The organism is Myxococcus sp. AS-1-15, assembly GCF_020037055.1.
Classification (GTDB): Bacteria; Myxococcota; Myxococcia; order Myxococcales; family Myxococcaceae; genus Myxococcus; species Myxococcus fulvus.
This window is the reverse complement of sequence record NZ_JAIQDF010000001.1, coordinates 658,152-682,780: the sequence shown is the minus strand read 5'-3', so window position 1 is coordinate 682,780 and position 24,629 is coordinate 658,152. Positions and strand designations below refer to the sequence as shown.

Below are 24,629 nucleotides of genomic sequence, written 5' to 3'. Positions count from 1 at the left end.
GGGGCGAGGGGCGCGCCCGCCAGCGTCAGGCCGGCTCGATGCGGAACAGGGACTGGCCGAACTCCACCGGCCGCCCGTTCTCCACGAGGATCTCCACCACGCGGCCGGAGACCTCGGACTCGATTTCGTTCATCAACTTCATCGCCTCGATGATGCAGAGCACCTGGCCCTTCTTCACCACGGTGCCCACGTCAACGAAGGCCGGCTGGTCCGGCGCCGGCGTCCGGTAGAACGTGCCGACGAAGGGGCTGGTCACCACGTGGCCGGGCTTCTCCGGGGCCTTCTCAGCCGCGGGGGCCGGGGCGGCCACGGACGCGGCGGCAGGGGCGGACGACACGGGGCGGGGCGCGGGCGCCGCGTACTCCACCGCCGGGCCCACCGGGACGGCCGACGGGGCCGCGTGGTGGACGATGGTCGTCTCCGGGGCGTGGCCGCGGCGGATGAAGAGCTTCTCCTCCCCGCGCTTCCACACCAGCCTCGTCACGTCCGAGGCCTCCAGGATGTTGACGATTTCCCGCAGGGCCTCCACGTCCAGCGACGTGTTGCCCGCGTTGGCCGCGTTCGCCGGAGCGGACGCGCTGGCGGGCACGGAGGCCCGGGTCGACTTGCGCTTGGTTGCCATGCTCGCGTCCCCTCCCTCGGGCGTCCTGGGCTAGCCCGCGGTGGCCACGCGGGTCAGGTACTTGCCACCGTCGCGCGTGTCGATCTTGAGGACATCACCCTCGTTGATGAACAGGGGGACGTTGACCTCGAAGCCGGTCTCCAGCGTGGCGGGCTTCAGCGCGCCGGACACCGTGTCACCGCGCACGCCCGGGTCGCACTTGATGACCTTCAGGTCCACCGAGTTCGGCAGCGTGACGCTGATGGCCTTCCCGTTCCAGAACAGGATGGTCGCGTCGGTGTTCTCCTTCAGGAAGTTCTTCGCGTCGCCGAGCGCCTTCTCGCTGATGAAGGTCTGCTCGAAGTCGCGCTTGTCCATGAAGTAGTAGTCCTCGCCCTGGACATACAGGTACTGCATGTCCTTCTCTTCGATGTCGGGGCGGCCCACCTTCTCACCGGACTTCAGCGTCGGCTGCAGGACGCGGCCCGTGGTGAGGCTGCGGATCTTGGTGCGGACGAAGGCGGAACCCTTGCCGGGCTTCACGTGCTGGAACTCGACGATGACGAACGGCTCACCGTCGATTTCGATCTTCATACCGTTGTGAAACTCGGACGTATCGATGACACCGGCCATGGGGACCGACTCCTTCAGACTCGAAAATACGGAAGCTTGAAAAGTCGGGGGTGTCTAGCCCATGCCCCCTCCCATGGGAAGGGGAAAGCTGCGGAGCGCCGCGTCGTCCGGACGACTGCTTTACAGAGGGCGCGGCTAGAGCTCCGCGCTCACCTTGGGGGCCGTCACGCGAAGCACATAGCGGCCCTTGCCGTAGTTGCCATCCGCGCGCAGGGCGAGCACGAGGAAGTACTCCGGGGACACCAAGCGCATCAGCGTGAGGACCTTGTCGCTGTTGACGCTGACCTCGCTCACCGCGCCCGTCTTGAGCGTCTCCGCGGCGTGGCGCAGCTGCGTGAGGAGGTTGGCGTACTCCACCCAGGCCCCGCCCAGGTCCAGTTCGCCCGCCTCCTCGCGCTGGTAGGTGTCCACGGAGATGCCGTCGAAGCCCATCACGCTGCAGGCGAGGGCTCCGTCCACCTGGTTGACGACTGACTCGAGGTGCGTGCGAAAGGACATGGGCTCGTGGGGGGTTCCTGGGTGGAGCGGGACGGCGCTTACGGCTACGGAACGGGGATGTCCTCGCACTCCGGCACGATGCCGTTGTGGCCACGCAGGTCGCAGTTCGCGGTCGGCGCGGCGAATTGCTGCCCCGCCGAGCAGCCGTACCCCGAGCGACCGACCGTGAGCGGGAAGGTGAACTCGTTCGCTTCCACCTTGTTGTTGGCGGCTGTGTGACCCTTGAACTTGATGGTGATCAACGTATCGACGATGGCGCCACCCAACGTCGCGGCATCGAGCGCCTCCTGAGCCTCGCGCGTCAGCAGGTTGAGGAGCATGCTGCTCCCCTCGCCCCCTTCGAAGCCGCCGAACAGCCGCACATTGGCGTCCTCGATGCCGAGGTCCGGCTCCGTCTGATACGACACGTCCATCGACGTGATGAAGACGACCTGGGAGCCCGGGCTCGACACCTGACCGCCCTCGCCGACGAGGATCTCCGTGCCGATGCGGTTCGAGGTGACGATGAGCCCCAGCCGGTAGTTCGAGGCCAGGGTCATGTCCAACGAGCCCCGGAGGATGGCCTCGTCCTCCGGAATCGAGCAGTCGTCTTCAGGCAAGGCGGCGTGGAGGACCTGCAGCTGAGGAACGTCGTCGACACAAGACACCGAGCCGAACGCCAGCAGCGCGGCGAGATAGATGGGCTTCATGAGCGTACTCTCTCCTCGGAGAAGAGGCGCGATGCCTTACAGGCTCTGCGCAATGGTCTGCCGGTTGAGGATGCGGGGCGTGATGAAGATGAGCAGCTCCTGGCGCTCATCCGTGTCGTTCGTCTGCCGGAAGAAGAACCCGAGGACCGGAATCTTCGAGAGGAACGGCACCGAGTTGGTCCGCGTGGAGCCACGACGCACGTAGATGCCGCCGATGACCGTGGTGTCCCCGTCCTTCACCAGCACCTGGGTGACGGCCTCCTTGCGCTGGATGGAGGGCTGACCGTTGGCGCCCGTGTTGGCGGGGTCCGGCTGGTTGTTGGAGGCGTTGATGGCCATCAGGATGCTGCCGTCCTGGGTGATGTGCGGCGTCACCTCCAGCGACAGACGCGCTTCCACGAAGGTCGTGTTCACACCGGCCGCGGACGTCTGGCTGAACGGGATGGACACACCCTGGCTGATGCGAGCGGTGTTGTTGTCCAGCGTCGTCACGCGGGGAGCGGAGATGGTCTTGATGGTTCCCTCGGTCTCCGCGGCGGACAGGCGCAGGTTGAGTTGCAGCGCGCCACCGGCCGAGCCGAAGACGAAGCCCAGCGCACCACCGACGTTCTCACCCACCGGCGCCGGCAGGTTCACCGCGAAGTTCGGCACGGCCGGGACACCCTGGGCACCGACGCTCGGCGAACCGCCCGTCACGGCGACGTTGTTCGGGAAGATGAGGCCGGTCGAGTTGCCCGTGGCGGCGGCGGCCCGGGCCTGACCACCCCACTGCACGCCGAGCTGCCGGCTGAAGGTCGTGCTCGCCTCGACGATGCGGCTCTCGATGAGCACCTGCGGCGTCTGCGTGTCCAGGCTGCGCACCAGCGAGCGGGCCTTCTCCGTGTTGGAGCGCACGTCCTTGACGATGAGCACGTTGGTGCGCGTGTCCACCGTCACCGTGCCGCGCTCGCTCAGGACGTCCTTCACGCGGGCGGACATGTCGGAGGCCACCGCGTAGTTCACCGGGATGAGGTTGACCAGCAGGTCCTCCTGCTGCTGGAGCGACTTCTTGCGCTCCTGGCGCAGCCGGGCCTCCTCCTCCAGCGTCTTGAGCGGGGCGATGCGGATGATGTTGCCGAACTCCTCCTTGCCCAGCTGCTTGGTGCGCAGGATGAGGTCCAGCGCCTGGTCCCAGGGCACGTTGCGCAGGCGGATGGTGACCCGGCCGCTCACGTCGTCCGCGACGACCACGTTCTTCTTCGAGATCTCCGCGATGACGCGCAGGAGGTTCTGGATGTCGATGTCCTTGAACTCGAAGGACACGCGCTTGCCACGGTAGCGGGCCTGCTGCGGCGCGCCCTCGGCGGCGTAGGCGGGCGCCTCGGCGGTGAAGCCGGCGGTGCGCTGCGCGACCGACACCTCGTCCGTCTTCACGCCCTTGACGTCCAGGCGCCACGACAGGGTGTTGCCGCTCTGGCTGACCTTCTCCTCGATGGCGCCGTCGGCGGCGACCACCACGCGCACCTTGCGGCCCTCACCGGGGACGCTGAAGGCGCTGATCATCTTCACCGGCGTCTCCAGCGCGCTGGTGTCCAGGCTGCGCTCGAGCTTCTTGGGCAGCCGGGCGTTGTCCAGCGTCAGCACCGCGCTGCGGGGGTCCGGACGGTCCACCTTCCAGCCCGCGGTGCCGGACAGCTTCAGCACCACGCGGCCACCCGCCCCACCCTCCTGGAACGACAGGTCCTTGACCTCGACCACGGACGCGGTGGCCGGAGCCTCCACGACCACGGGGGCCGGACGCAGGGGCTCCACCTCGGCGACCGAGGCGATGACCTCTTGCGGCGCGGGCGACGGCGCGGCCTTGCGGGCCACCGCGCCACCGAGCACCACCTCGAGGCCCTTGTCCGCGCGGTCCACGCGGTAGGCGGGCATCTTGCCGCGCACGTCGAGCACCAGCCGGACCTTGTCCGAGTGGGCGCCCACGCGCACTTCCTTCAGGGTCGCGCCATTGATGCGGGGCGCGCGGGCCGCCAGGCCCACCCCGTACAGGTCCACCGCGAGCCGCGGCGGGTCCGCCAGCTCCAGCACCTCGTAGCGCGCGATGTCGCCGTCCGCGCGGATGCGCAGGGTGTCATCGGCGTAGGCGAGCTGGGTGATGCGCTGGGCGGGCTGCGCCACCTCGCGCTCGTCGGCCTCGGCGGCGACGACGTTCTCGGGCAGCGCGGGCTTCGCGGCCGCCTCCTGCTTCACGGGGGCCTCCGCGACGACGGCGGGCTTCACGTCGGCTGCGGGCGCGGGCGTCGTCGGGGCGGCGGGGGCCGTCGCGACGGTCGCGGGCGCGGCGGGCTTCGCCTCGGGGGCGGAGGCCGCTCCATCCACTGAGATGACCACGCGGTTGCCGTCCGCGCGCACGTCGTACTGGGACGCCTTGTCGAGCGCCAGCAGCACCCGGCCGACGCTCGCGCGCTCGTCCGAGAACTGCGACGCCACGACGCCGGACACCGGTCCGGAGCCGTCATGGTGGCCCTTGATACCCGTCGCATCCGCCGACGAGAGGTCCACCACCAACCGCTCCGGCCCACTGAGCCGGAAGACGGTGAAGGTGGGGGGCCGGGTTCCGGTCACCACCACCTGGGCGCCCGAGCCGGTACGGGACACATCCAGGTCCCGAAGCGTATTCAGTTCGGCGCCGCTACTGCTGGCGCCCGCAAGGACGACCGCGAATGCAGTCGCCAACATCCACTTGCCCCTCGTCACAGCGCTCCTCTCGAGCATGCGTCCCCTCACCAAGTTGGAAGCGGGCTGCCGCCCGCGGGCGCGCCACGGGGGCGCTACTCCCCGTAGTTTTTGCCCGTCATTAAATTGTAGCTCGGGTCCTGCCGATCATCGGGCTTGAGCTGCAGGGTCACCGGATTCTTGATGATCTCTCCGTTGCCCGAGAACACCTCGGTCACCGTCAGCGAATCACGGAGGATCTGCGTGACCTTGCCGCCCTGGCGCCCCACGCGGGTGTTGCGGCGCACGATGTGGCCTCGACCCAGCGGGTCTTCGACCATGGCAAGTGGATTGGCGTCGCCCGTGACGACCGCGACCAGCTTGAGCTGGTCCAGATCGAACGCGCACAGCGGCTCCGTGCAGGTGGGCGCCGCGATGTTGGGGTTCACCGGCCCCAGCTCTTCCAGCGGGCTGCGGAACGGGTCGCGCTTGCCCACCGGGTTGTACGAGTAGACGTACGGCGCAGCCGCCGCGGCCTCGACCGCGGCGGGGGCCGTCTCCGCCGGCGCGGCGGGGGCGGCCGGCGCGGGAGCCGCCGCCACCGGCGGAGGAGGCGGGGGCGCGTCCTCGCAGGCGGCGAGCGTCAGCGCGAGCGCGGCGGTCGTCATGGTGGCCTTGAACATCTTCATCCTCAATCCCCTTGTCGCCCTACTTCCGGGACGGATCAAGTTTCTAGTTCTTCTGGGTCTCGACGAACCGGAAGGTCGTCGCCAGGAAGCTGCTCTGAAGGACGACCTTCTCGTTCTTCAGCGTCGGCTGCCCCAGGTTGATGTTGTTGACGTTCACGATGCGGCGCATGTTCGCCATCTCCTGCAGGAACATGGCGATCTCGTGGTAGTTGCCGCTCACCGTCATGCGGATGGGGATGCGGGCGAAGAACTCGCCGCCACCCACGTACTCGCGGTCGGGCTGCACCAGGGAGATCTCCAGGCCGCTCTTCTTGCCGATGTCGTTGATCTGCGCGAGCAGCTCCTCGACGTCCTTCTTCTCCGGCAGCTCCGTGAGGGCCTCGGCGAGCTTCTGCTCCAGCACGTCCATCTCGCGCCGGCGCTCGTTGAGGTTCTGGGCGATCTCGCTCTTCTCGGCCAGCTCCAGGTCCAGCGTGCGCCGCTCACCCAGCTGCGCCTCGATTTGCGTTTCGGTCGGCTCGATGAGCAGGAAGTAGTTGGCGGCGGTCATCAGGATGATGATCGCGGCGAGGCCACCGAACTTGACGCCCGGGGACGCCTTGACGAATTGGTCCAGGTACTTGTCCATGGTGGGGCCTCGGTCAGATGGCGTAGTTCGCGGTGAGGGTGATCTTGAAGTCGACCAGGGCGGGCATGCCCACGGAGCCGGCGACCGCCTTGGTCTGCACCGCGCTGGTCAGGTCGATGTTGGTGAAGAACGGGGTGATCTGCCCGGCCGGGAACTCCTCGATGGTGGCCTCCGCCGTGAGCAGCTCCACGCGGGACGTCTTCGCGTCACGACGCTGGTCCACCAGGCGCCCCATGCCCTTGGGCGTCCACACCACGCCGTTCAAGCCGCGCATGAACTCGGCGACCTCGTCGTGGCTGACGGCCGAGCCATCGATGGACACCGCGCTGGCGGCCTCGACGAAGCCCTTCACCCAGACCTTCTTGGGGGTGGCGGACGCGAGCGCGTCCATCATCCGGACCGGGCCGTTGCGCCCCTTGCGCAGCGAGTCGAGCACCGCGAGCTTCTTCTCGACCTCCGCCTTGCGAGCGTTGATGTTCTTCACCTCGCCGATGACCTTCTCCAGCTCGGCGATCTTCGCGCGCGTCTGGGCGATGCCCTGGGCGTTGCGCTGGTATTCGGAATCACGGTCGTCGTACCAGAAGTAGTTGCCCACGGCGGCGCCGATGAGCGCCAGCGCGAAGAGGACCAGGACTTGCCGGCCCTTCTGCTGGGTCTGGACCTTCCGGACGGGAAGCAGGTTGATGCGAATCATCATGTGCGTCGTCTCCAGGAGGTGGACAGGTCAGGCCAGCTTGTCGCCCGGACGCCGGAGCGCCAGTCCCACGGCCACCGCGGCCATGGGCGCCACGTCCATGATGAACGCGGGGTCGAACTTGCGGTTGTCCACTTCAATCTTGCGGAACGGGTTGAGGATCTCCACCGGCACGCCGGTGCGCGCTTCAATCGTCTTGAACAGGGCCGGAATCTTCGCCGTGCCACCCGACAGGTAGACCTTGGTGAAGTTCGAGTCCGCCGCCGTGCCCGCGTAGAAGTCCAGCGAGCGCTGGATTTCGCCGGCCACCTGCTCGGCCACGCTGGAGAGCACGCGCTCGACATCCTGGGGCACCACGGCATCCGCGTCCGCGCGGTTGCCGCCGATCTTCAGCGCCTCGGCCTCCTCGTAGGAGACGTTGAGCTGCTTCTGGATCTCTTCGGTGAACTGGTTGCCACCGATGGTGACGTCGCGGGTGAAGACCGTGACGCCGTTGGCGATGATGTTGATGTTCACCACCGAGGCGCCCGCGTTGATGAGGACCACGGTCTCCTTCTCGGGGAGGTCGTAGTTGACGGAGAACATGTTCTGGACGGCGAAGGCGTCCACGTCCACCACCACCGGCGCGAGGCCCGCCTCGGAGACCACGGTGGTGTAGTCGTTGATCATGTCCTTCTTGGCGGCCACCAGCAGCACGTCCATCTGCCCGGTGGCGTCGTTGCCGCCGCCGTCGAGGATCTGCGTGTCGATGTTCACGTCCTTCACATCGAACGGGATGTACTGCTCGGCCTCCCACTGGATGCTCTCCTCGAGCTCCTCCTGGGACATGCGCGGCATCTGAATCTTCTTGATGATGACCGAGTGGCCGGACACGCCGATGGCGACGTCCTTGCCCTTCACCTTCAGCTCGGACATCAGCTCCTGCACCGCCTGCACGATGGCGGTGGAGTTCATCAGCGCTCCATCGACGATGGCCTCCGGAGGCAGCGGCTTCATGCCGAAGCTCTGCAACGCGAAGCCGACCTCGCCGCGCTTGCGCTGCTCCTTGAGCAGGATCATCTTGATGGAGGTCGATCCGATGTCCAGACCGAGTGCCAGTTTGCCCTTCGCCATTCTTGACTCCGTCGAGAGGCGGCCAGCGTAGCACTGGCCGTCAACCCCACCTAAAAAGTGCCCGGAGCCCGCCTGCTCTCCGTTCGGCCGGGACCCCTGCGTTCTTGCTGCGCCAGGCCCCCACCACGGTCGCGGAGGCCCGATTTTCCGGCCTCGGACGCATTTGGTCAAATGGGGACGGCACACCCCACCCGGTCATCCCCGCTCCGCCTCGGCGTCCGGGTCGATGCCGTACTCCTTGATCTTGTACAGCAACGCCCGGTGGCTGATGTCCAGCACCTCGGCCGCCCGGGTGCGGTTTCCCTTCGTCCGACGAAGCGCCGCCCGGATGTAGGACTCCTCGAGGTCCCGGATGGCCCGTTTGAGCGACAGGTCACTACCGACCTGTTGCACTCCGCCATCCCCCGCCGTGGCCGGTCCGGGTGTGGGGGCGGCCCACAGCCTTTCGGGCAGGTTGGCCGGGAGGATGTGCGGGCCATCCGCCAGGAGCACCGCGCGCTCCATGGCGTTCTCCAGCTCGCGCACGTTGCCCGGCCACGCGTAGGCGGACATCAGCGCCTCGGCCTCCGGGGACAGCCCCTCCACGGGGGGCTCCCGGTTGAGCTCGCGGTTGAAGCGATGGAGGAACGCGCTCGCCAGGAGCGGCACGTCCTCGCGGCGTTCGCGCAGGGGAGGTATCCGCACGTTCACCACGTTGAGCCGGTAGTAGAGGTCCTCGCGGAACTCCCCCTTCTCCACCAGCTTGCCCAGGTCGCGCAGCGTGGCCGCCACCACCCGCACGTCCACCTTCTCCACCCGACTCTCGCCGACGGGGCGTATCTCGCCCTCCTGCAGCACGCGCAAGAGCTTCACCTGCGCGGGCAGCGGCAGCTCGCCCACCTCGTCCAGGAAGAGCGTGCCGCCATCGGCCTCCGCGAACAGGCCGCGCTTGGCGGTGCGCGCGTCGGTGAAGGCGCCCTTGGCGTGGCCGAACAGCTCGCTCTCCAGCAGGCCACCGGGGATGGCGCCGCAGTTGACGGCGACGAAGGGCAGCGGCGCGCGGGGGCTCTTCGCATGCAGCTCCCGGGCGATGAGTTCCTTGCCCGTGCCGCTCTCGCCGCTGATGAGCACCGTGGTGTCCACGGGCGCCAGCCTCGCCACCTGCCGGAGCACCGCCTGCAAGGGAGCGCTAGAGCCGAGGATGTGCCCCTGGGGCAGCGACGGCAGCCCCGACTGCTTCAGGCGCTTGTTCTCGCGCAGCAGCCGCTCGCGCTCCTCGGCCTTGCGCAGGACGAAGACGATCTCCTCGGGCTTGAAGGGCTTCTGGACGTAGTCGTAGGCGCCCGCGGACACCGCCTCCAGCGCCTGCTCCTGCGAGCCGTAGGCGCTCATCACCACCACGGTGAGCCCCGGGTGCGCGGCCTGGGCCTCGCGCAAGAGCGTGAGGCCGTCCTTGCGAGGCATGCGCACGTCACACAGCAGGACGTCGTAGTCGCGAGCGGCCAGCTCCCGCAGGGCCTCCTCTCCATCCGCGACGGCGCGCACCTCGTACTTCCGGTCGGTGAGCACCAACGTGAGGATGTGGCGGATGGAGGGCTCGTCGTCGGCGACGAGGATGGAGCGGAACAGGGACATGGCGACCTTCCCTCCATCATCCCCCAGAGTCGCGGGAGGAGATAGCTTCTGGCCCGCTCACACGGCGGGCAGGGCCACGGTGAAGCGCGCGCCACCCTCGGGGAGGTTCTCCGCGCCCAGTCGCCCGCCCATCACCTGCGCGAGTCGCAGCGACACCGCGAGTCCCAGGCCCGTGCCCTGGCGCCCCTTGGTCGTGAAGAAGGGCTCGAACAGCCGGGGCATCACGTCCTGCGGGACTCCCGGCCCCTGGTCCGTCACCATCACCCGCGCCTCGCCCGCCTCCAGCCGGGTGGTGACGCTGACGCTGCCCTGCCCTCCCATGGCCTGCGCGGCGTTGAGCAGCAGGTTGATGAGGATCTGCGACAAGGGCCCCGGCTCCGCGCGGGCCAGCACCCCCGGCTCGAGCGACAGCTCCACCGAGACGCCCGCCAGCTCCGGCGCGGCCCGCACCAGCCGCACGCACGTCTCCACCACCGAGCCGACATCCACGGGTCCCGGAGAGGCCGTCTCGGGACGCCCCAGGTCGAGCAGCCCCCGGACGATGCGGTCGATGCGCTGCACCTCGTGGTCGATGCGCTCCAGGTAGTCCTTCAGCTCCGCCGAGGGCGCCTTCATTCGCGCCAGGGACAGGTAGCCCAGGATGCCCGCGAGCGGATTGCCCACCTCGTGCGCCACGCCCGCTGCCAGCCGTCCCACGGTGGCGAGTCGCTCGGAGGTCACCAACTCCGTCTGCGCGCGGGTCAGCCGCGTGTTCGCCTCGCGCAGGGACTCCATCTGGGAGCGCGTGAGGGACTGCTCCTGGCGCAGCGCATCCGCCAGCCGCTGCAGCGCGCGCTGCATGCGCGACAGCAGCGGGCCGCCCTGCGTGGGCGACAGGTGCGGGTCGGGCTCCAGGCGACCGAGCTGCTCCACCATCTCCTCGGCCGAACGCAGCGGGCGCCCCACCGTCAGATACAGAATCCCGTAGGCCAGCAGCGTGAGCGCCACCAGGTCCAGCCCGAGCGCCAGCGGCAGGAAGCCTCGCACCTGCGACAGCACCTCCGCGTCCGGCGTGCCCGGGCGGGCCAGCCGCCGCCCCAGGTCCAGGAGCCGGATGAGGACGGGCTGCAGTGACAGCCAGGACAGGCCGGTGCAGAGCGAGGCCAGCAGGAACGCCACGCTGGCGATGCGCCACTTCATCGCGTGCCCGCGCGGCTCACGGCGCGCCTCCCAGGAGCAGCGCGATGTCCATGGGCAGCACCCGCGCCAGCCAAGGACCGAGCAACATCACCTCCAGCCCCGCGAGCGCGAGCCACGGTCCGAAGGGGATGTTGGTGGGGCCAGGCACCCACTCCTCCTCCTCGCCCGTCTCCTCGTCCACGGGTGCGTCGGGAATCGGCTGGACGAGCAGGCACCAGGGAACCAGGAGCAGCCGCTTCCACAGCGGAATGCCGGGCCGGGTGAACTCCCACGTCATGGTGGGCTCAGGCTCCTCTTCCGGTCCCGCCTCGGATACGCGCGCGCCGCCCGCCGGGTGCGCGGCCATCCCTGGCAGCGACACATCATCCGACGAGGGCAGCGTGACGCCGCTCGAGGTCGATGTCGACGCGACGCCCGACGCCCCATCACCAGCCGGAGACGCATCCGCGGCCGGCGCGGGCCCCGGCCCCGTCGGAGAAGGTTGCGCGTCCGGAGCAGGCGGTTGCGCCGCGGGCCCCGCGCGTCCCGTGAGGGCGAGCAGCGCGACCCCCACCACCGCGCCCTGGAGCGAGGACAGGAAGAGGATGCCGAGCAGCGCCCGCCAGGAGAGGAACGCACCGAGCAGCGCGACGAGGAACTTGTCTCCGCCGCCCAGCGCCTCCTTCTTGAAGACCTTCCAGCCGATGTACTCCATCAGGCGGAACACGAGGAAGCCGAGCACCGCGCCCACGGTCGCGTCCACCACCGCGTCCGCGCCGCGAGGCACTGCCAGCAACAGCCCCGCGGCGATGCCCGGCACCGTCAGCGAGAACGGCAGTATCCAGTGCGCCAGGTCGATGAAGGTGAGCGGTATCAACAGCGACACCAGCACCAGCGCGGGGAACAGCTCGTACGTCCACCCGAAGCGGCGCAGGCACGCGAGGAACAGGAGCCCCGTGAGCAGCTCCACGAGCACGTAGCGCGGCGAGATGGGCGCGTGACAGGAACGACACCGTCCCCTCAGCGCGAGCCACGAGAGCACGGGGATGTTCTCGTACCAGGAGAGCACGTACCTGCACCGGGGACAGCGCGAGCCGGGCCGGACGATGCTCAGTCCTTCGGGGACACGCGCGATGACGACATTGAGGAAGCTGCCGATACACAGGCCGAGGACCAGGAGGAAGGCGCTGAAGAGAGGCCCGGCCCAGCCCGGCAGGAGGGAGAAGTCCGTCACGGAGCCCGGCATCCTAGCGTCGCGCCCGGAGAGGTCAGCCCCCTGGATCGACGATTTCCGTCAGAAGCAGTGACAAAATTTGGCAACCTGGCGCCCTGCCTGACGGGGAGCGCGGCCCGACCTCGTGGGAAATCCTCAGGTTGGGGTGACTGTTGGCCATGGCACCCTTCGTGCTAAGAATCCGGGCAGTCGTTCAACCCCCCTCTGCACCTGCGGAGCACTCCCGACATGCTGAACCGTCTCCTGAAGAAGAAGGGTGGCTTCACCCTCATCGAGCTGATGATCGTCGTCGCCATCATCGGCATCCTGGCCGCCATCGCCATCCCGAACTTCATCCGCTTCCAGGCCAAGTCCAAGCAGTCCGAGGCGAAGACCAACCTGAAGGCCATCTTCACGGCCCAGAAGGCGTACTTCGGCGAGAAGGACAAGTACGTCTCCGACTTCAAGGTCGTCGGCTTCGACCCGGAGCCCGGCAACCGCTTCAGCTACGGCATCAACGCCGCCTGCAACGAGGCGAAGGCCGTGACGGACCGCAACTACGCGGGTGGCTGCATCGGCCAGGACCTGGCCCGCTTCACCGAGACCCCGACGGTCGGCGCCCAGCCCCTGACGGCCGGCGTGTCGGGCACCTGCCCGAACTGTGACTTCTCCGCCGTCGCCGTGGGCAACGTCGACAACGACAAGAACGCCGACACGTGGGGCATCACGTCCCTGGCCACCTCGGCCACCACCCTGCAGGGCACCTGCGGCATCGACAGCAACAAGATCGGTGGCGGCGAGCCCGGCAACGCCTACAACGACGTGAGCTGCTAATCACGGGTCCGCCCTGGATTGACCAGGGTCTCATGCGGTACGAACGGGGCGCCCGAGCAGAACGGGTGCCCCGTCTCCGTTTCAAGGAATGATGCGCAAGCTGCCTCCCGTGCTCATGACCGCCGGCCTGCTCCTGGTGGTCCTCCTCGCTGGCCCCCCCCGCGCTCCGCTCTACCTGGGAGACCGCCCGGTGCTGCCGCGCGCCGGTTTCCTCAAGGCGTTGTTCAAGGCGCAGCTCGGGCTCGTCGCCGACTACTTCTGGATCCTGACCATCAACCGCGTCGGCACCGCCCGGAAGATCTCCGAGTACCGCGACATCTACTATTACGCGGACCTCACCACGGACCTCGACCCCCGATTCGCCAAGGTCTACACCTTCGCGGGCATCACCATCCCCATCCATCTGGGCCGCGAGGAGTACGCCAACGTCGAGGAGTCCTCGCGCATCCTCCGCAAGGGCATGGTCAACACGCCCGAGGACAAGCGCATCCACTTCCAGCTCGCCTACAACCTGATGTTCTTCGAGCGGAAGTACCGTGAGGCCGCGGCCATCATCGAGGAGCTCGCCAAGGAGCCGGGCGCGCCGGAGTGGTACTCGGGCCTGGCCACCCGGTTGTATGCGCAGTCGGGCGACTTCGACACGAGCCTCGGATTGGCGCAGGCCCTGCGCGACGGCGCGGAGGACGACGAGACGCGCGCCTATTACGAGCGCCGTGTGAATGAAATCCTCCAGGAACGGCTGCTCCAACAGCTCGACGCCGCCATCCAGCGCCACCAGCAGCGAGAAGGCCGCCTGCCCGCCTCATTGGAGGCGCTCGTGTCCTCAGGCGACCTGAGGGAGCTGCCCGCCGACCCCCTGGGCGGAAAGCTCTTCCTGGGGGAGGACGGCCGCAGCTATTCCACGGCCGCGCGGTTCCGGCTGGAGATCATCTACGACGAGAAGACCGAGGACGGAGACCGCCTCGTTCCCAAGCCCCTGGACTCGAAGAACCATGACGCTCAACCCCGCTGACGCGCCTCCCATCCAGGTTCGAGGACTATCGAAGACCTACAAGGTAGGCTTCTGGTTCAACAAGACGGTTCGCGCCCTCCAAGGACTGGACCTCGAGGTGGGCGCCGGGCAGATCTACGGCCTGCTCGGCCCCAACGGCGCCGGCAAATCCACGACCATCAAGATCCTCATGAACCTGGTGCGCCCCAGCGGCGGCACGGCGCTGTTGTATGGACAGCCCGTGGACCAGGCGGCGACGCGGCGGATGGTGGGCTTCCTCCCGGAGAACCCCTCGCCGTACGAGTACCTGACGGGACGCGAGTTCGTGACGCTCGCCGGACAGCTGTGTGGCATGGGTGGCCACGAGTTGGACCTGCGGGTGAAAGAGGTGCTCGGCGCGGTGGAGATGGGCCACGCGGAGAAGCTGCAGATCCGCCGCTACTCGAAGGGCATGGTCCAGCGCGTGGCGCTCGCGCAGGCGCTGGTGTCGAAGCCGAAGATGCTCATCCTCGACGAGCCCACGAGCGGCCTGGACCCGGTGGGCCGCCGGCAGATGCGAGACCTCATCCTCGCCGAGCGCGACCGGGGTACCACCGTGCTCTTCTGCAGCCACATCATCCCGGACGTCGAGGCACTCTGCGACAGGCTCGCGGTGCTCGTGGGGGGCCGCCGCGTGCGCGAGGGCAGCGTGCAGCAGTTGCTCTCCGCGCAGGTGCCCTCCGTCGAAGTCGTGGTCGAGGGATTGAAGATGGACCAGGTGAAGAACCTGGGCGTGACGCTGGAGTCCGCTCAAGCCCTGGATGGGCGCGTGATGCTGCAGGTCGCCGACGCGGACAGCCAGCGACTCCTGGGACAAGTGCTCGCGGCGGGAGGTCGGGTCAACAGCCTCCAGGCGGCGAAGTTCTCGCTGGAGCAGCTCTTCATGGATGCCCTGAAGGATTCCGGACGGGCGACGAGCGTCGGCGGGGAGATCAACACATGAGCGCGTTCGGCGCGATGGTCTGGAACGGCTTCCGCGAGGCGCGCCGCAACCGCGTCACGGTGGTGGTGGGCGCCTTCGCCGCGGTGGTGTTGCTGTCCTCGACGCTGGTGACGGAGGTGACGGTCGCCACGTTCGATCGGGTGCTCACCGACTTCGGACTGGGGATGATGAGCCTCATCCTCGTCTTCCTCACCATCTTCCTGTCGAGCGGCCTCTTGAGCCGGGAAATCGAGCGGCGCACCATCTTCCTGGTGGTGAGCAAGCCGGTGTCCCGCTCGCAGTTCCTGCTGGCGCGGCTCGCGGGCAACATGCTGACGCTCGCCGTGCTGATGGCGGCGATGATGCTCATCTTCCTGAGCCAACTGGTGATGTTCCAGGCCAGCGTCAATGCCACCCAGGCCCTCGCGGTGGTGGGGCTCTGGTTCGAGCTGCTCGTGCTCACCAGCGCGGGCATCCTCTTCTCCAGCTTCGCGGGCCCCGCCGTGTCGGCCATCGCCACCACGGGCATCTACTTCGCGGGCCACCTGGCCAACGACCTTTTCGACATCGCGCAGCGGCTGGACGATGGCCCCGTGAAGACGGGTGCCACCATGCTCTACTACCTGCTGCCGAACCTGGAGAGGATGAACTTCCGTCCCCAGGCCACCTATGCCCTGCCCGTGGACGCCTCCACGTTCTTCTCTGGCATCGGTTACGGGTTGGGCTGGGCCGCGCTGTTCACCGCCGCCGCCATCTTCATCTTCGAGCGGCGCGACTTCCGCTGAAGCGCCGGTGGCACAGGGGGGCGGCAGGCGAGCCCCCTTCGTGCATCACCGCGTCGCACCCGCCGCCAGTCGCGCCTGCCTGAGTCCCTCTCGCGCCGGCGCCGAGTCTGGCCGCAGACGCAGGGCCTCCTCCAAGGGAGCCACCGCCTCGCCCGCGCGTCCCAACCGAAGCAGCGTGCGCCCCAGTTCCAGATGCGAGTCGGCGCGCCGGGGCGAGAGCTTCAGCGCCGCCCGGAAGCGCTCCACCGCCTCCTCCAGCCGCTCCGCCTTGCGCAGGGCGAGCCCCAGGTTGTGGAGGACGACGGGCTCCTTGGGGCGCATCGCGTGGACCCGCTCGAGCTGCGGGATGGCCAGGTCCATGCGCCCCAGCAGGGCGTACGCGACGGCCAGGTCGCTCTGCGGCTGGTACAGCTGAGGCAGCGACTCCACCGCCACCCGCAGGTGGGGAATCGCGTCCTCCACGCGGCGCGCCTTGAGATAGGACGCCCCCAGGTAGGCGTGGATGCTGGGCTGGTCCGGCGTCTTGGAGAGGGTGTCCTCCCACAGCGAGATGTCATCGCGCCACGCGGGCACCCGCGCCAGCGTCAACGCGGCGAAGACCACCACCACGCCTCCCGCCGCGAGCCCCAGCGCCCTCGCCTGCCCTGGCCAGCGCTCGAGGAGCCACTTCACCGTCACGGCCACCAGCAGGCAGAAGCCCACGGAGGGCAGGTAGAGGAAGCGCTCGGCGTAGGCCTCCACGCCCCTGAGTTGCATGAGCAATACGGGCAGCAACGGCGTCAGCAGCCAGACAGCCCCGGCGAAGGTGGCCCGGGACGCGCGCCACGAGCGCCACGACACCACCGCCAGACCCAGGAGAAGGACGCCGCCCAGCACCACCTCCCAGGCCAAGGGAGGCACTCGCGAGGGAATCGTCACCACGAGCGGATGGGGCCAGAAGAGCTTCGCGCCCAGCTTCCCCACCAACGCCAGCATGTGCAGCGGGTAGAGGCCCGCTCCCCCTCCCTCGGCATGCACCGGCAGGGACAAGCCGACCGCGTTGAGCCGCAACACCGCGTACCCCAACGCGCCCAGGCCCAGCGGCGCATAGCGACGTGCCCATCCCCGGAGCCCCGGGGGCGACACGACGACCCCCGTCGCCCTGTCGGTGGCCCACAGCACGACGGGGAACACCACCGCTACCTCCTTGAAGAGCAGCGCCGCGCCCCACAGGAGCCCCGCGCCCACGCCTCGGCTCCAGGTGGAAGGCCCGGCGACCCTCTGCCGGACCGCGAGCAGCACCAGGAGGGTCGCCGCCACGTCCATGCAGCCACTCACCCACGCCACCGACTCGGTATGCACGGGGTGCACGGCGAACAGGAGCGCCCCCGCCAACGCGGCCCACTCCGCCGCCCCCGCCGAGTCCGCGTCCTGCGTCTTCAAGCATGTACGGAACAGCCGGAGGACCAGCACGCTGACGCCGGCGTGCAGCAGCATCAGCACCAGGTGGAAGCCCCACGCCTGCAGCCCGAAGACCGAGCGCTGCGCGAAGAGGAGCACGTGCGCCAACGGCCGGAAGTAGGCCCCCGCGGGCCCCCGCGCCTCCGTGGGCGGCACCCCGTCCTCCGAGGGGAACAATGGGTGGAGGAACGCGTTGCCCAGCTCCGTCCAGGAGCGCAACCAGGGGTTCTCCACCACGAGCTGGAGGTCGTCGTAGACGAGCCCGTTGCGAAGCGTCCCCGCATACACCGCCAGCGCCACGACGAAGACCAAGAGGGACCGAGGATGGGGTCGAAGCAGGCCGGGATGCACAGCGGGGTTGTCCATGGCGGTGCTCAGGAGCGATGGGCGGGCTGGCGGCACAGGTTCTTCAGTGCCGCTCAATGAGGCGCCCTGTCCGCGGCGGGCACAGGCGCGGCGGCCGGGGTGTCATCGGGGATGGGCTCCAACCGGAAGGGCTCCGGAGCCTTGCCGGGCAGCAGCCTGAAGAAGCGTCGGTCCGGGAAGCGTGAGCGCAGCTTGCGCGCGAAGCCCTCGCCATCCCGCAGGATGATGAGGTCCGACGCGTAGCTCGGATGGGGAGGCGCCCACTCCAGCACGAAGCTCCCCACCTTGCGGAAGGCGGGGACCTGACTCCACGCCACCGCGTACTGCGGCGCCAGGACCACCGCGCGCCCCAGGCCCGCGTCGTTCAGGAACGACTCCATCGTCTCGTGGATGCGGGCCTGCTCGCGCAGGGCCAGCGCATTGCGTGCATCGAAGATTCCCAGCCCCACCACCAGCGCGCCCAACATCCCCGCCATGAGCGTGGCGGGCGGCAGTTGCGCTCGGCGAGCCACATCCACCAGTCGCTTCAAGCCATGCACGGCCACCAAGGCCAGACCCGGCGCACATTCGGAGTAGTGGATGGGGCCCACGGAGTGGATGCCATGGTTGTCGTGGAAGAGGGCCAGTCCCAGCAGGGCGAGCACCGACGACAACAGCAGCTTCGTCAGCCGGTCCCACGCGGCCCCCACCCCCACCAGCAACAGCCCCACCGGCCCCAGGAACCACACCGCCAGCATCAACGTGTTGTAGCTGGTGTTCGCGCCGAAGCGCTCCAGCATCGAGCTGTCGTTCTGCGTGAGCTTCGCGGGGAATGTGTACATGGAGACGCGCGCGGGCAGCAGCGCATCCCCCGTCACCGCGTGATTGAAGGCGAGGAACGCCACCAACGCCGGCATCCACCCCAGCACGAGCCCGCCCAGGCACGCGCCCACCGGCAGCTCCCGGCGCACCAGCCGCCACAGCACCCACAGATAGAAGGGCGCCAGGAAGAAGAGCGTCTCGAACGGCCGGCACAGGAAGGACACGCCGCTCATCAACCCCAGCCCCAGCCACCAGCGCCCGCCCCTCTCCTCCGCCAGGACGAAGAACACCACCGCCACGGACAGGGCCGCGCGCGACAACAGGTGCGCGTGAGAGGTCATCGACAACAGCGCGGACATGGGCGACAGCAACACCAGCAGCGCGCCCACCGCGCCCCACGCGGGCCCCAGCCGGCGCGTCGCCACCCAGGCCACCGCCACCGCGGGCACCGCCGCCGCCAGCGAGAAGATGAGCGAGCCGGTGCCCGTCAACTCTCCCAGGGCCCACGCCACCTGCAACCCCAGCCATTCGAAGCTGGAGCCCATCCCATCCTTCACATACAGGTAGAGCGTGGGGAAGGCCTCCAGCGGGTCCGTCAGTTCCACCAGGAACCTGCCGCTGGCGAGCACCTGCCCTCCGAAGCGCGCCGCCTGCTCGTCGTCCGTCACCGGGCGGTCCAACAGGAAGACGAAGCGCCCGATGCGTGCCGCCAGGAAGGCGACCACGCCCACCAGCACGCCTCCGGTCAGCCGCTCCCGCGCGTCGAGGGAGTCCAGCCGCTTCCACAGGCGGACAGCGGACGGCGCGACCCACGGAATCAGGGCCAGACCCAACAGCACCCCGCCCGGCACCAGCAGCAGCGCATGTCCGAGCCACTGGTAGAGCTCGCCCGATGAGCTCGCGCTGAAGGGCATCCGAAAGGAGATGCTCAGGCCCGGGGCCGTGCGGCCCAGCCCGAAGAAGGCGGCCACCAGGAAGCAGCCCAGGGCTGCCTGGGTCACCGAGGTCCATCCCGTCCTGCCACGAACCGAGGTCATCGACTCCGTGGGGTAGCACACCCCTCGTCCGGCGGGCAAAGCCACGCGCATGCACGCGCGCAGGGCCAGCCGGCGGTCAGCGGTCCGCTCCAGGTGCCCGCTTCCGCCAGCCCCAGATGGCCTCGGGTGCCTCGGGCCCCAGGTGGAAGAGGACATCCAGCACCGTCACCGCGTGCTCGAACGGGGGATGGACCTGCGGGTACTCGGGGTACCCACCGTAGTCCTTGTAGGTGAGCTGGATGCCCGCCGCGTCGAAGTCCTCCTGTCGCAGGTAGGAGCGCGCGGCGGGGCCGGAGACGTAGTGCGTGGCGCCCGCCTGCTTCAGCAGGTCGAGGATGCGCTCCTGCTTCGCTCCAGCGAGCGTCCACTCACGCGAGTCACGAAAGCGCACCTGGAGCCCCAGGCACTCCCGGGCGATGTGGCGCACCAGGAACTGGTTCAGCTCCGACAGATGCGTCCACTTGCGAGCCAGGTACACGTCGCGGAGGAACGGCGCGTAGCGTTCGAAGTGCGGCGTACGCGCGTACTGGTGGCGCAGCGTCTCCCAGTGCTTGCGCGCCCACGCGTCGTCTTCGATGCGCGCCTCGCAGATGAGCCGGTCCGTGCTGGAGCCCACGGGAACGGTCAGCCACACCGGCCCCGTCGGCGTCTTGACGCGGTTGCGATTGCGCCAGTCGCGGTGGGTGTACTGCACGTCATCGTAGAAGATGAACGTGTCCACATCGTGGAGGATGTCGAAGTAGCCCTTCCAGGGCAGGTAGTTGGACTGGATGATGGCGACGGTGTGCCGGGGCCCTAGCACCGGAAATCCCTCACGGCGGTGAGCACCGTGGCCTGTTCCTGCTCCGTCATGGTGCTGAAGAAGGGCAGCCGCACCAGTCGGTCGCTGATGGACTCCGTCACCGGGCAGTCCCCCGCCTGTCCCCCGAACGTCCGCCCCATGTCCGACACGTGCAACGGCAGGTAGTGGAACACGGCGTTGATGCCCTGCTGGCGCAGCTGCTGGATGAAGCGCGTGCGGACCTCCAGCGACGGCATCAAGAGGTAATACATGTGATAGGCCTGCTCGCACTCGGCCGGGACATGGGGCTGGCTCACCCCCTGGGCCGCGGCCCAGCCAGCGAGCTCCCGGTGGTACGTCTCCCACAAGGCCCGGCGACGCGACTGGATGCGCTCGTGCTCGAGGAGCTGGCCGTAGAGGAAGGCCGCCAGCAGGTCCGACATGACGTAGCTGGAGCCGACGTCCACCCAGGTGTACTTGTCCACCATGCCCCGGAAGAAGCGGCTGCGGTTGGTGCCCTTCTCGCGGATGATTTCCGCGCGCTCGACATGGCGCGGGTCATTGACGAGCAGCGCGCCGCCCTCGCCGCAGCTCACGTTCTTCGTCTCGTGGAAGCTGAGCGTGGAGAAGCTGCCGAAGGTCCCCAGCGCGCGCCCTCGGTAGCGTCCGAAGAGGCCATGCGCGTTGTCCTCCACCACGGCCACGCCCCGGCGCCCCGCGATTTCCAGGAGGGTGTCCATCTCACAGCCCACCCCCGCGTAGTGGACGGGGACGATGAGGCGCGTGCGCTCGGTGATGAGTGACTCCACCTTGCGCTCGTCCAGGTTCAGCGTGTCGGGCCGGATGTCCGCGAACACCGGCCGCGCGCCCCGCAGCACGAAGGCGTTCGCGGTGGAGACGAAGGTGAAGGACGGAACGATGACCTCGTCACCGGGCTTCAAATCGAGCAGCAGTCCCGCCATCTCCAGCGCGTGCGTGCAGGACGTGGTCAACAGGGCCCGCCCCACACCCAGCGTCTGCTCCAGCAGCGCATGGCATTTGCGGGTGAACCCGCCGTCTCCCATCAGGTGGCTGTTGGCCAGCGCCTGCTCGATGAACTTCGCCTCGTCGCCGAGCATCTGCAGCCGATTGAAGGGGATGGTCATGGGACTCACGGGAAGCCGTTCGGGGGCCCCAGGCTACAGCAGCCTCCCGGGCTCCGGGAGGCGCTGGGAGCATGTGGCCCCCCAACCGGAGGGACGCGCGCCGAGCAGGCGACCCCACTCCTCCCACGACATGCCCCGGGAACGCGGTAGGCTCCACGCGTGCGGCTCGCCCCGCCCGCCCCTCCGCATGACCTCCCCCGCCGTCGACATCTCCGTGGTCATCCCCTGCTTCCGCGGGGAGTCATCCCTCCCCGAGCTGTGCGCGCGCCTGACCCGCTCGCTCGAGGCACGGGGCACCCCCTTCGAAATCATCCTGGTCGACGACAGCGCCCGCCCGGCGCTGTGGGCCGTCATCGAGGGGCTGGCCCAGGCGGACTCACGCGTCAGCGGCGTTCGACTGATGCGCAACTTCGGACAGCACAACGCCACCGTGTGCGGCTTCCGGCACGCCCGGGGGCGCTGGGTGGTGACGCTCGACGAGGACCTGCAGAACCCGCCCGAGGAGATTGGCGCGCTCCTGGCGCGCGCCGAGCAGACCGGCGCCGACGTCGTCTATGGAATCCCTCGCGCCAGGCAGGGACCGGGATGGCGCTCGCTCGCCTCGCGCCTCATCATGGTCATCCCGCGCAAGGTGATGCGGGTGTCGTTCGACATCTCCGCCTTCCGCCTCATCTCCGGCCGCGTCGCGGCCGAGGTCGCCCGGAGCGAACGCCACGACATCATCCTGGACATCTACCTGTCCTGGGTGACGGACCGCATCAGCGCCACCGAGGTGCGGCACGAGCACCCGGAGGGCCTGCGCAGCTCGTACACGCTCGGTCGACTGGTGACGGTGTTCTTCAACCTGCTCTTCAACTACGCCACCTTCCCGCTGCGGCTCGCCTCGGTCGGAGGGTTCTGCCTGTCGGTGGTGTCCGCGCTCGCAGGGGCGCTGGTCGTCTTCTCCAAGTACACCGGCTACATCACCGTGCCCGGCTGGGCCTCGCTGGCGGTGGCGGTGCTGTTCTCGTCGGGCGTGACGCTGCTGGGCGTGGGCATCCTGTCCGAGTACGTGGCGCGCATCTTCCTGCAGATCAACCAGAAGCCCCAGGCGGTCGTGCGACAGACGACCGCCGTCACGCTGCGCGCCGTCGCGGAGCCGACGCCCGAGCCCCATCGACAGGAATCCCTCCATGGACATCGCTGAGGAGCAACGCGCCTTCTACGGGGCGCTGCTGGACCAGTACGGGGACGACCCGCGCGCGTTGTCCCACCGCGACCAGGCCACGCAATACGAGCGCTTCCACCGGCTGGCGCGCGTCTTCGAGCACGAGCAAGGCCCGTTCTCCGTCCACGAAATCGGATGCGGCATGGGGCACTTCGGCGAGTTCCTGGAGCGGCACCACCCCGGGGCCCTGTACTCTGGCAGCGACGTCCACCCCTCCTTCGCCGAGGCGTGTGCCCGCAAGTTCCCCCAGGGCGGCTTCCACACCCGGGACATCGTCGCCAGCCTGCCTCCGGAGCGCTACGACTTCCTGACGCTGTCGGGGACCTTCAACGTCCGGCTGTCGGCCACGCCCGAGGCGTGGCGAGGCTTCGTCCAGGGCATGCTGCGCGCGATGTACGCGATGTGCACGCGCGGCTTCGCGGTGAACTTCCTCACCACGTTCCACGACCCGGAGTACACGCGGGCGGAGCTGCACTACGAGCCCCCCGGCGCGCTCCTGGACTTCGTGGTGGGACAGCTCAGCCGGTTCTGGGAGCTGGATGCCGCGGGCCCCCTCTACGAGTACACCCTGCGCGTGTACCGGCCCGAGCACGTTCGCGCGCGCCACGCGGACCCGGCCTTCACGCGCTACTTCAAGCCCGCCTCGCCATGAGCCTCTCGTCCTCTCCGGCCCCCCGTCCCTCGCAGCCGCCCCGCATCGCGGTGGTGGGAGCGGGCCCCGCGGGCCTCACGGCCGGCTATGTCCTGGCGAAGGCCGGAGCCCGGGTCGAGGTCCACGAGGGCAGTCGGTTCATCGGTGGGCTGTCGCGCACGCTGGACCTGTGGAACCAGCGCGTGGACCTGGGGCCCCATCGCTTCCACACGCAGGACGCGCGCATCGACGCGCTCTGGAAGGGCGTCGTCGGCGAGGACTGGTCCACCGTGGCGTCCCACCCCGGCGTGTTCCGCGCGGACGGGCAGGTGTTGCGCTATCCGCTTCAGGTCGCGGACGTGGTGCGCAAGGTGGGCTTCACCGAGTCCGTCCGGTGCGTGCTCGACTTCGGACGACAACAACTGCGTCCGCTCCCGGAGGTGAGGACCTTCGAGGACTGGCTGGTGCAGCACTTCGGCCGCCGCGTCTACGAGCAGTTCTTCCGTGACTACAACGAGAAGTTCTTCGGGCGCCCCTGCTCGCAGGTGGACGCGAGCGTGTCGGGCGCCGCCAGCAAGGACGCCTCGCTCATCGACACCGTCATCAATGCCCTGCGCATGCGTGTGGCCAATGCCCGGGCGAGCGCCGTCAAGCAGGTCACCGAGCAGTTCCCCTATCCCCAGCGCGGCACCGGCGAGGTGTACGAGCGCATGGCCCACGCCATCCGCGCCAGTGGTGGCGAAGTGTTCCTCGACAGCCGGGTGGAGGCGCTCCAGGTCGAGGGGCGCCGGGTGACGGGGCTGCGCTCCACCCAGGGACCTCGGGACTACGACTACGTCATCTCCAGCGCGCCGCTCGTGCCGCTCGTGGCGCAGCTGCCCTCCGCATCTCCGGAGGTCCAACGCGCGCTGAGCGACGCGCGCGACGTGCTCACCTTCCGCAGCGCGCTGCTGGTGTACCTGGAAGTCCACGGGACGGGCCTGTTCCCCGAGTCCTGGCTGGAGATGCACACGCGCGCCGTCCGGGCCTGCCGCGTCACCAACTTCCGCAACTGGGTGCCCGGGCTCCATGGCGCGGAGCGCTCCACCATCCTCTGCGTGGAGTACTGGTGTGCTCAGGACGAGGCGCTCTGGAGCGAGACGGACGAGAACCTGGCGCGACTCGCCCGGACGGAGCTGGAGTCCGTGGGCCTGCTCGGCAAGGCCCCCGTGGGGCGCTTCCATGTGGTGCGGCTGCCGCGCTGCTATCCCGTGTACCAGCCGGGCTATCAGCGCGTCCTCCAGCCCCTCCAGGAGCACCTCTCGAGCTTCGAGCGCCTGAGTTCCATCGGCCGGGGCGGCCGCTTCTCGTACAACAGCCAGGACGCCAACTGGCGCATGGGACTGGAGGCCGCGGACGAAGCCCGGGCCACCCTGGGCTTCTAGAC

The 24,629-nt window shown here is 68.9% G+C and carries 23 protein-coding genes; 7 read left to right on the top strand and 16 right to left on the bottom strand.

All coding sequences use genetic code 11. From position 1 onward, the window contains the following. Positions 1-25 precede the first annotated feature (25 nt). The 12 genes from accB to K8625_RS02760 all read right to left on the bottom strand — a co-directional run bounded on the left by accB (position 26) and on the right by K8625_RS02760 (position 12,257). Positions 26-622: an acetyl-CoA carboxylase biotin carboxyl carrier protein gene (gene accB / locus K8625_RS02815; protein WP_223781761.1), complete on the bottom strand. Its 597-nt coding sequence runs from the start codon at positions 620-622 to the stop codon at positions 26-28. Positions 623-652: 30 nt separating this feature from the next. Beyond that, a complete protein-coding gene (gene efp / locus K8625_RS02810; RefSeq protein ID WP_223748138.1) occupies positions 653-1,234 on the bottom strand; it encodes an elongation factor P in 582 nt (193 codons plus the stop codon). 135 nt (positions 1,235-1,369) lie between these two features. After that, on the bottom strand, positions 1,370-1,732 hold the full coding sequence (locus K8625_RS02805) for a hypothetical protein (RefSeq protein ID WP_141323739.1): 363 nt from the start codon (positions 1,730-1,732) through the stop codon (positions 1,370-1,372). 44 nt (positions 1,733-1,776) lie between these two features. Further along, positions 1,777-2,421, bottom strand: a complete 645-nt coding sequence (locus tag K8625_RS02800) for a hypothetical protein (RefSeq protein ID WP_223781760.1) — start codon at positions 2,419-2,421, stop codon at positions 1,777-1,779. Between the two features lie 36 nt (positions 2,422-2,457). Next, positions 2,458-5,175, bottom strand: coding sequence for a type IV pilus secretin PilQ (gene pilQ / locus K8625_RS02795; protein WP_223781759.1), 2,718 nt, complete (start codon positions 5,173-5,175; stop codon positions 2,458-2,460). Positions 5,176-5,231: 56 nt separating this feature from the next. Next, a complete protein-coding gene (locus K8625_RS02790; RefSeq protein WP_223781758.1) occupies positions 5,232-5,804 on the bottom strand; it encodes a pilus assembly protein PilP in 573 nt (190 codons plus the stop codon). A gap of 43 nt (positions 5,805-5,847) precedes the next feature. Next, positions 5,848-6,432 (bottom strand): type 4a pilus biogenesis protein PilO, encoded by a 585-nt coding sequence (locus K8625_RS02785; protein ID WP_141323735.1) that lies wholly within the window; start codon positions 6,430-6,432, stop codon positions 5,848-5,850. Between the two features lie 13 nt (positions 6,433-6,445). Next, a complete protein-coding gene (locus K8625_RS02780; RefSeq protein WP_223781757.1) occupies positions 6,446-7,129 on the bottom strand; it encodes a PilN domain-containing protein in 684 nt (227 codons plus the stop codon). Between the two features lie 27 nt (positions 7,130-7,156). After that, positions 7,157-8,239 carry a type IV pilus assembly protein PilM gene (gene pilM, locus K8625_RS02775; RefSeq protein WP_046715650.1) on the bottom strand — a complete coding sequence of 361 codons (1,083 nt, stop codon included), beginning with the start codon at positions 8,237-8,239 and terminating at the stop codon, positions 7,157-7,159. A 195-nt stretch (positions 8,240-8,434) separates the two neighbouring features. Further along, positions 8,435-9,853, bottom strand: a complete 1,419-nt coding sequence (locus tag K8625_RS02770) for a sigma-54 dependent transcriptional regulator (protein ID WP_223781756.1) — start codon at positions 9,851-9,853, stop codon at positions 8,435-8,437. 57 nt (positions 9,854-9,910) lie between these two features. Then, complete coding sequence (locus K8625_RS02765) at positions 9,911-11,032, bottom strand: sensor histidine kinase (protein WP_223781755.1); 1,122 nt, start codon at positions 11,030-11,032, stop codon at positions 9,911-9,913. A gap of 16 nt (positions 11,033-11,048) precedes the next feature. Further along, the gene (locus tag K8625_RS02760) at positions 11,049-12,257 is read right to left on the bottom strand and encodes an A24 family peptidase (RefSeq protein WP_223781754.1); all 1,209 of its coding nucleotides are present in this window, start codon (positions 12,255-12,257) and stop codon (positions 11,049-11,051) included. A gap of 231 nt (positions 12,258-12,488) precedes the next feature. Here K8625_RS02760 and K8625_RS02755 point away from each other — a divergent pair, with 231 nt between their 5' ends. The 4 genes from K8625_RS02755 (at position 12,489) to K8625_RS02740 (ending at position 15,795) form a co-directional block, all read left to right on the top strand. Continuing rightward, a complete protein-coding gene (locus tag K8625_RS02755) occupies positions 12,489-13,058 on the top strand; it encodes a prepilin-type N-terminal cleavage/methylation domain-containing protein (RefSeq protein ID WP_223782053.1) in 570 nt (189 codons plus the stop codon). A 91-nt stretch (positions 13,059-13,149) separates the two neighbouring features. After that, complete coding sequence (locus tag K8625_RS02750) at positions 13,150-14,070, top strand: M48 family metallopeptidase (RefSeq protein WP_223781753.1); 921 nt, start codon at positions 13,150-13,152, stop codon at positions 14,068-14,070. Next, positions 14,051-15,031, top strand: coding sequence for an ABC transporter ATP-binding protein (locus K8625_RS02745; RefSeq protein WP_223781752.1), 981 nt, complete (start codon positions 14,051-14,053; stop codon positions 15,029-15,031). The genes K8625_RS02750 and K8625_RS02745 overlap by 20 nt, the downstream gene beginning before the upstream one ends. Then, a complete protein-coding gene (locus K8625_RS02740; RefSeq protein WP_223781751.1) occupies positions 15,028-15,795 on the top strand; it encodes an ABC transporter permease in 768 nt (255 codons plus the stop codon). The genes K8625_RS02745 and K8625_RS02740 overlap by 4 nt, the downstream gene beginning before the upstream one ends. A gap of 45 nt (positions 15,796-15,840) precedes the next feature. Here K8625_RS02740 and K8625_RS02735 read toward each other — a convergent pair whose 3' ends face one another. From K8625_RS02735 to rffA, 4 genes are all read right to left on the bottom strand, one after another. Further along, on the bottom strand, positions 15,841-17,601 hold the full coding sequence (locus K8625_RS02735; RefSeq protein ID WP_223781750.1) for a tetratricopeptide repeat protein: 1,761 nt from the start codon (positions 17,599-17,601) through the stop codon (positions 15,841-15,843). Between the two features lie 53 nt (positions 17,602-17,654). Next, a complete protein-coding gene (locus K8625_RS02730) occupies positions 17,655-19,403 on the bottom strand; it encodes a glycosyltransferase family 39 protein (protein WP_223781749.1) in 1,749 nt (582 codons plus the stop codon). Positions 19,404-19,515: 112 nt separating this feature from the next. Continuing rightward, positions 19,516-20,241: a WbqC family protein gene (locus tag K8625_RS02725; RefSeq protein ID WP_141333100.1), complete on the bottom strand. Its 726-nt coding sequence runs from the start codon at positions 20,239-20,241 to the stop codon at positions 19,516-19,518. Continuing rightward, positions 20,235-21,365 (bottom strand): dTDP-4-amino-4,6-dideoxygalactose transaminase, encoded by a 1,131-nt coding sequence (gene rffA, locus K8625_RS02720; RefSeq protein WP_223781748.1) that lies wholly within the window; start codon positions 21,363-21,365, stop codon positions 20,235-20,237. The genes K8625_RS02725 and rffA overlap by 7 nt, the downstream gene beginning before the upstream one ends. A 187-nt stretch (positions 21,366-21,552) precedes the next feature. Here rffA and K8625_RS02715 point away from each other — a divergent pair, with 187 nt between their 5' ends. Genes K8625_RS02715 through K8625_RS02705 form a run of 3 tightly spaced genes read left to right on the top strand, consistent with a single transcriptional unit; the run spans position 21,553 to position 24,627 of the window. Next, positions 21,553-22,551, top strand: coding sequence for a glycosyltransferase family 2 protein (locus tag K8625_RS02715; RefSeq protein ID WP_223781747.1), 999 nt, complete (start codon positions 21,553-21,555; stop codon positions 22,549-22,551). After that, a complete protein-coding gene (locus K8625_RS02710) occupies positions 22,538-23,224 on the top strand; it encodes a trans-aconitate 2-methyltransferase (protein ID WP_223781746.1) in 687 nt (228 codons plus the stop codon). The genes K8625_RS02715 and K8625_RS02710 overlap by 14 nt, the downstream gene beginning before the upstream one ends. Next, complete coding sequence (locus K8625_RS02705) at positions 23,221-24,627, top strand: FAD-dependent oxidoreductase (protein WP_223781745.1); 1,407 nt, start codon at positions 23,221-23,223, stop codon at positions 24,625-24,627. Before K8625_RS02710 ends, K8625_RS02705 begins: the two co-directional genes overlap by 4 nt. Positions 24,628-24,629: the final 2 nt, after the last annotated feature.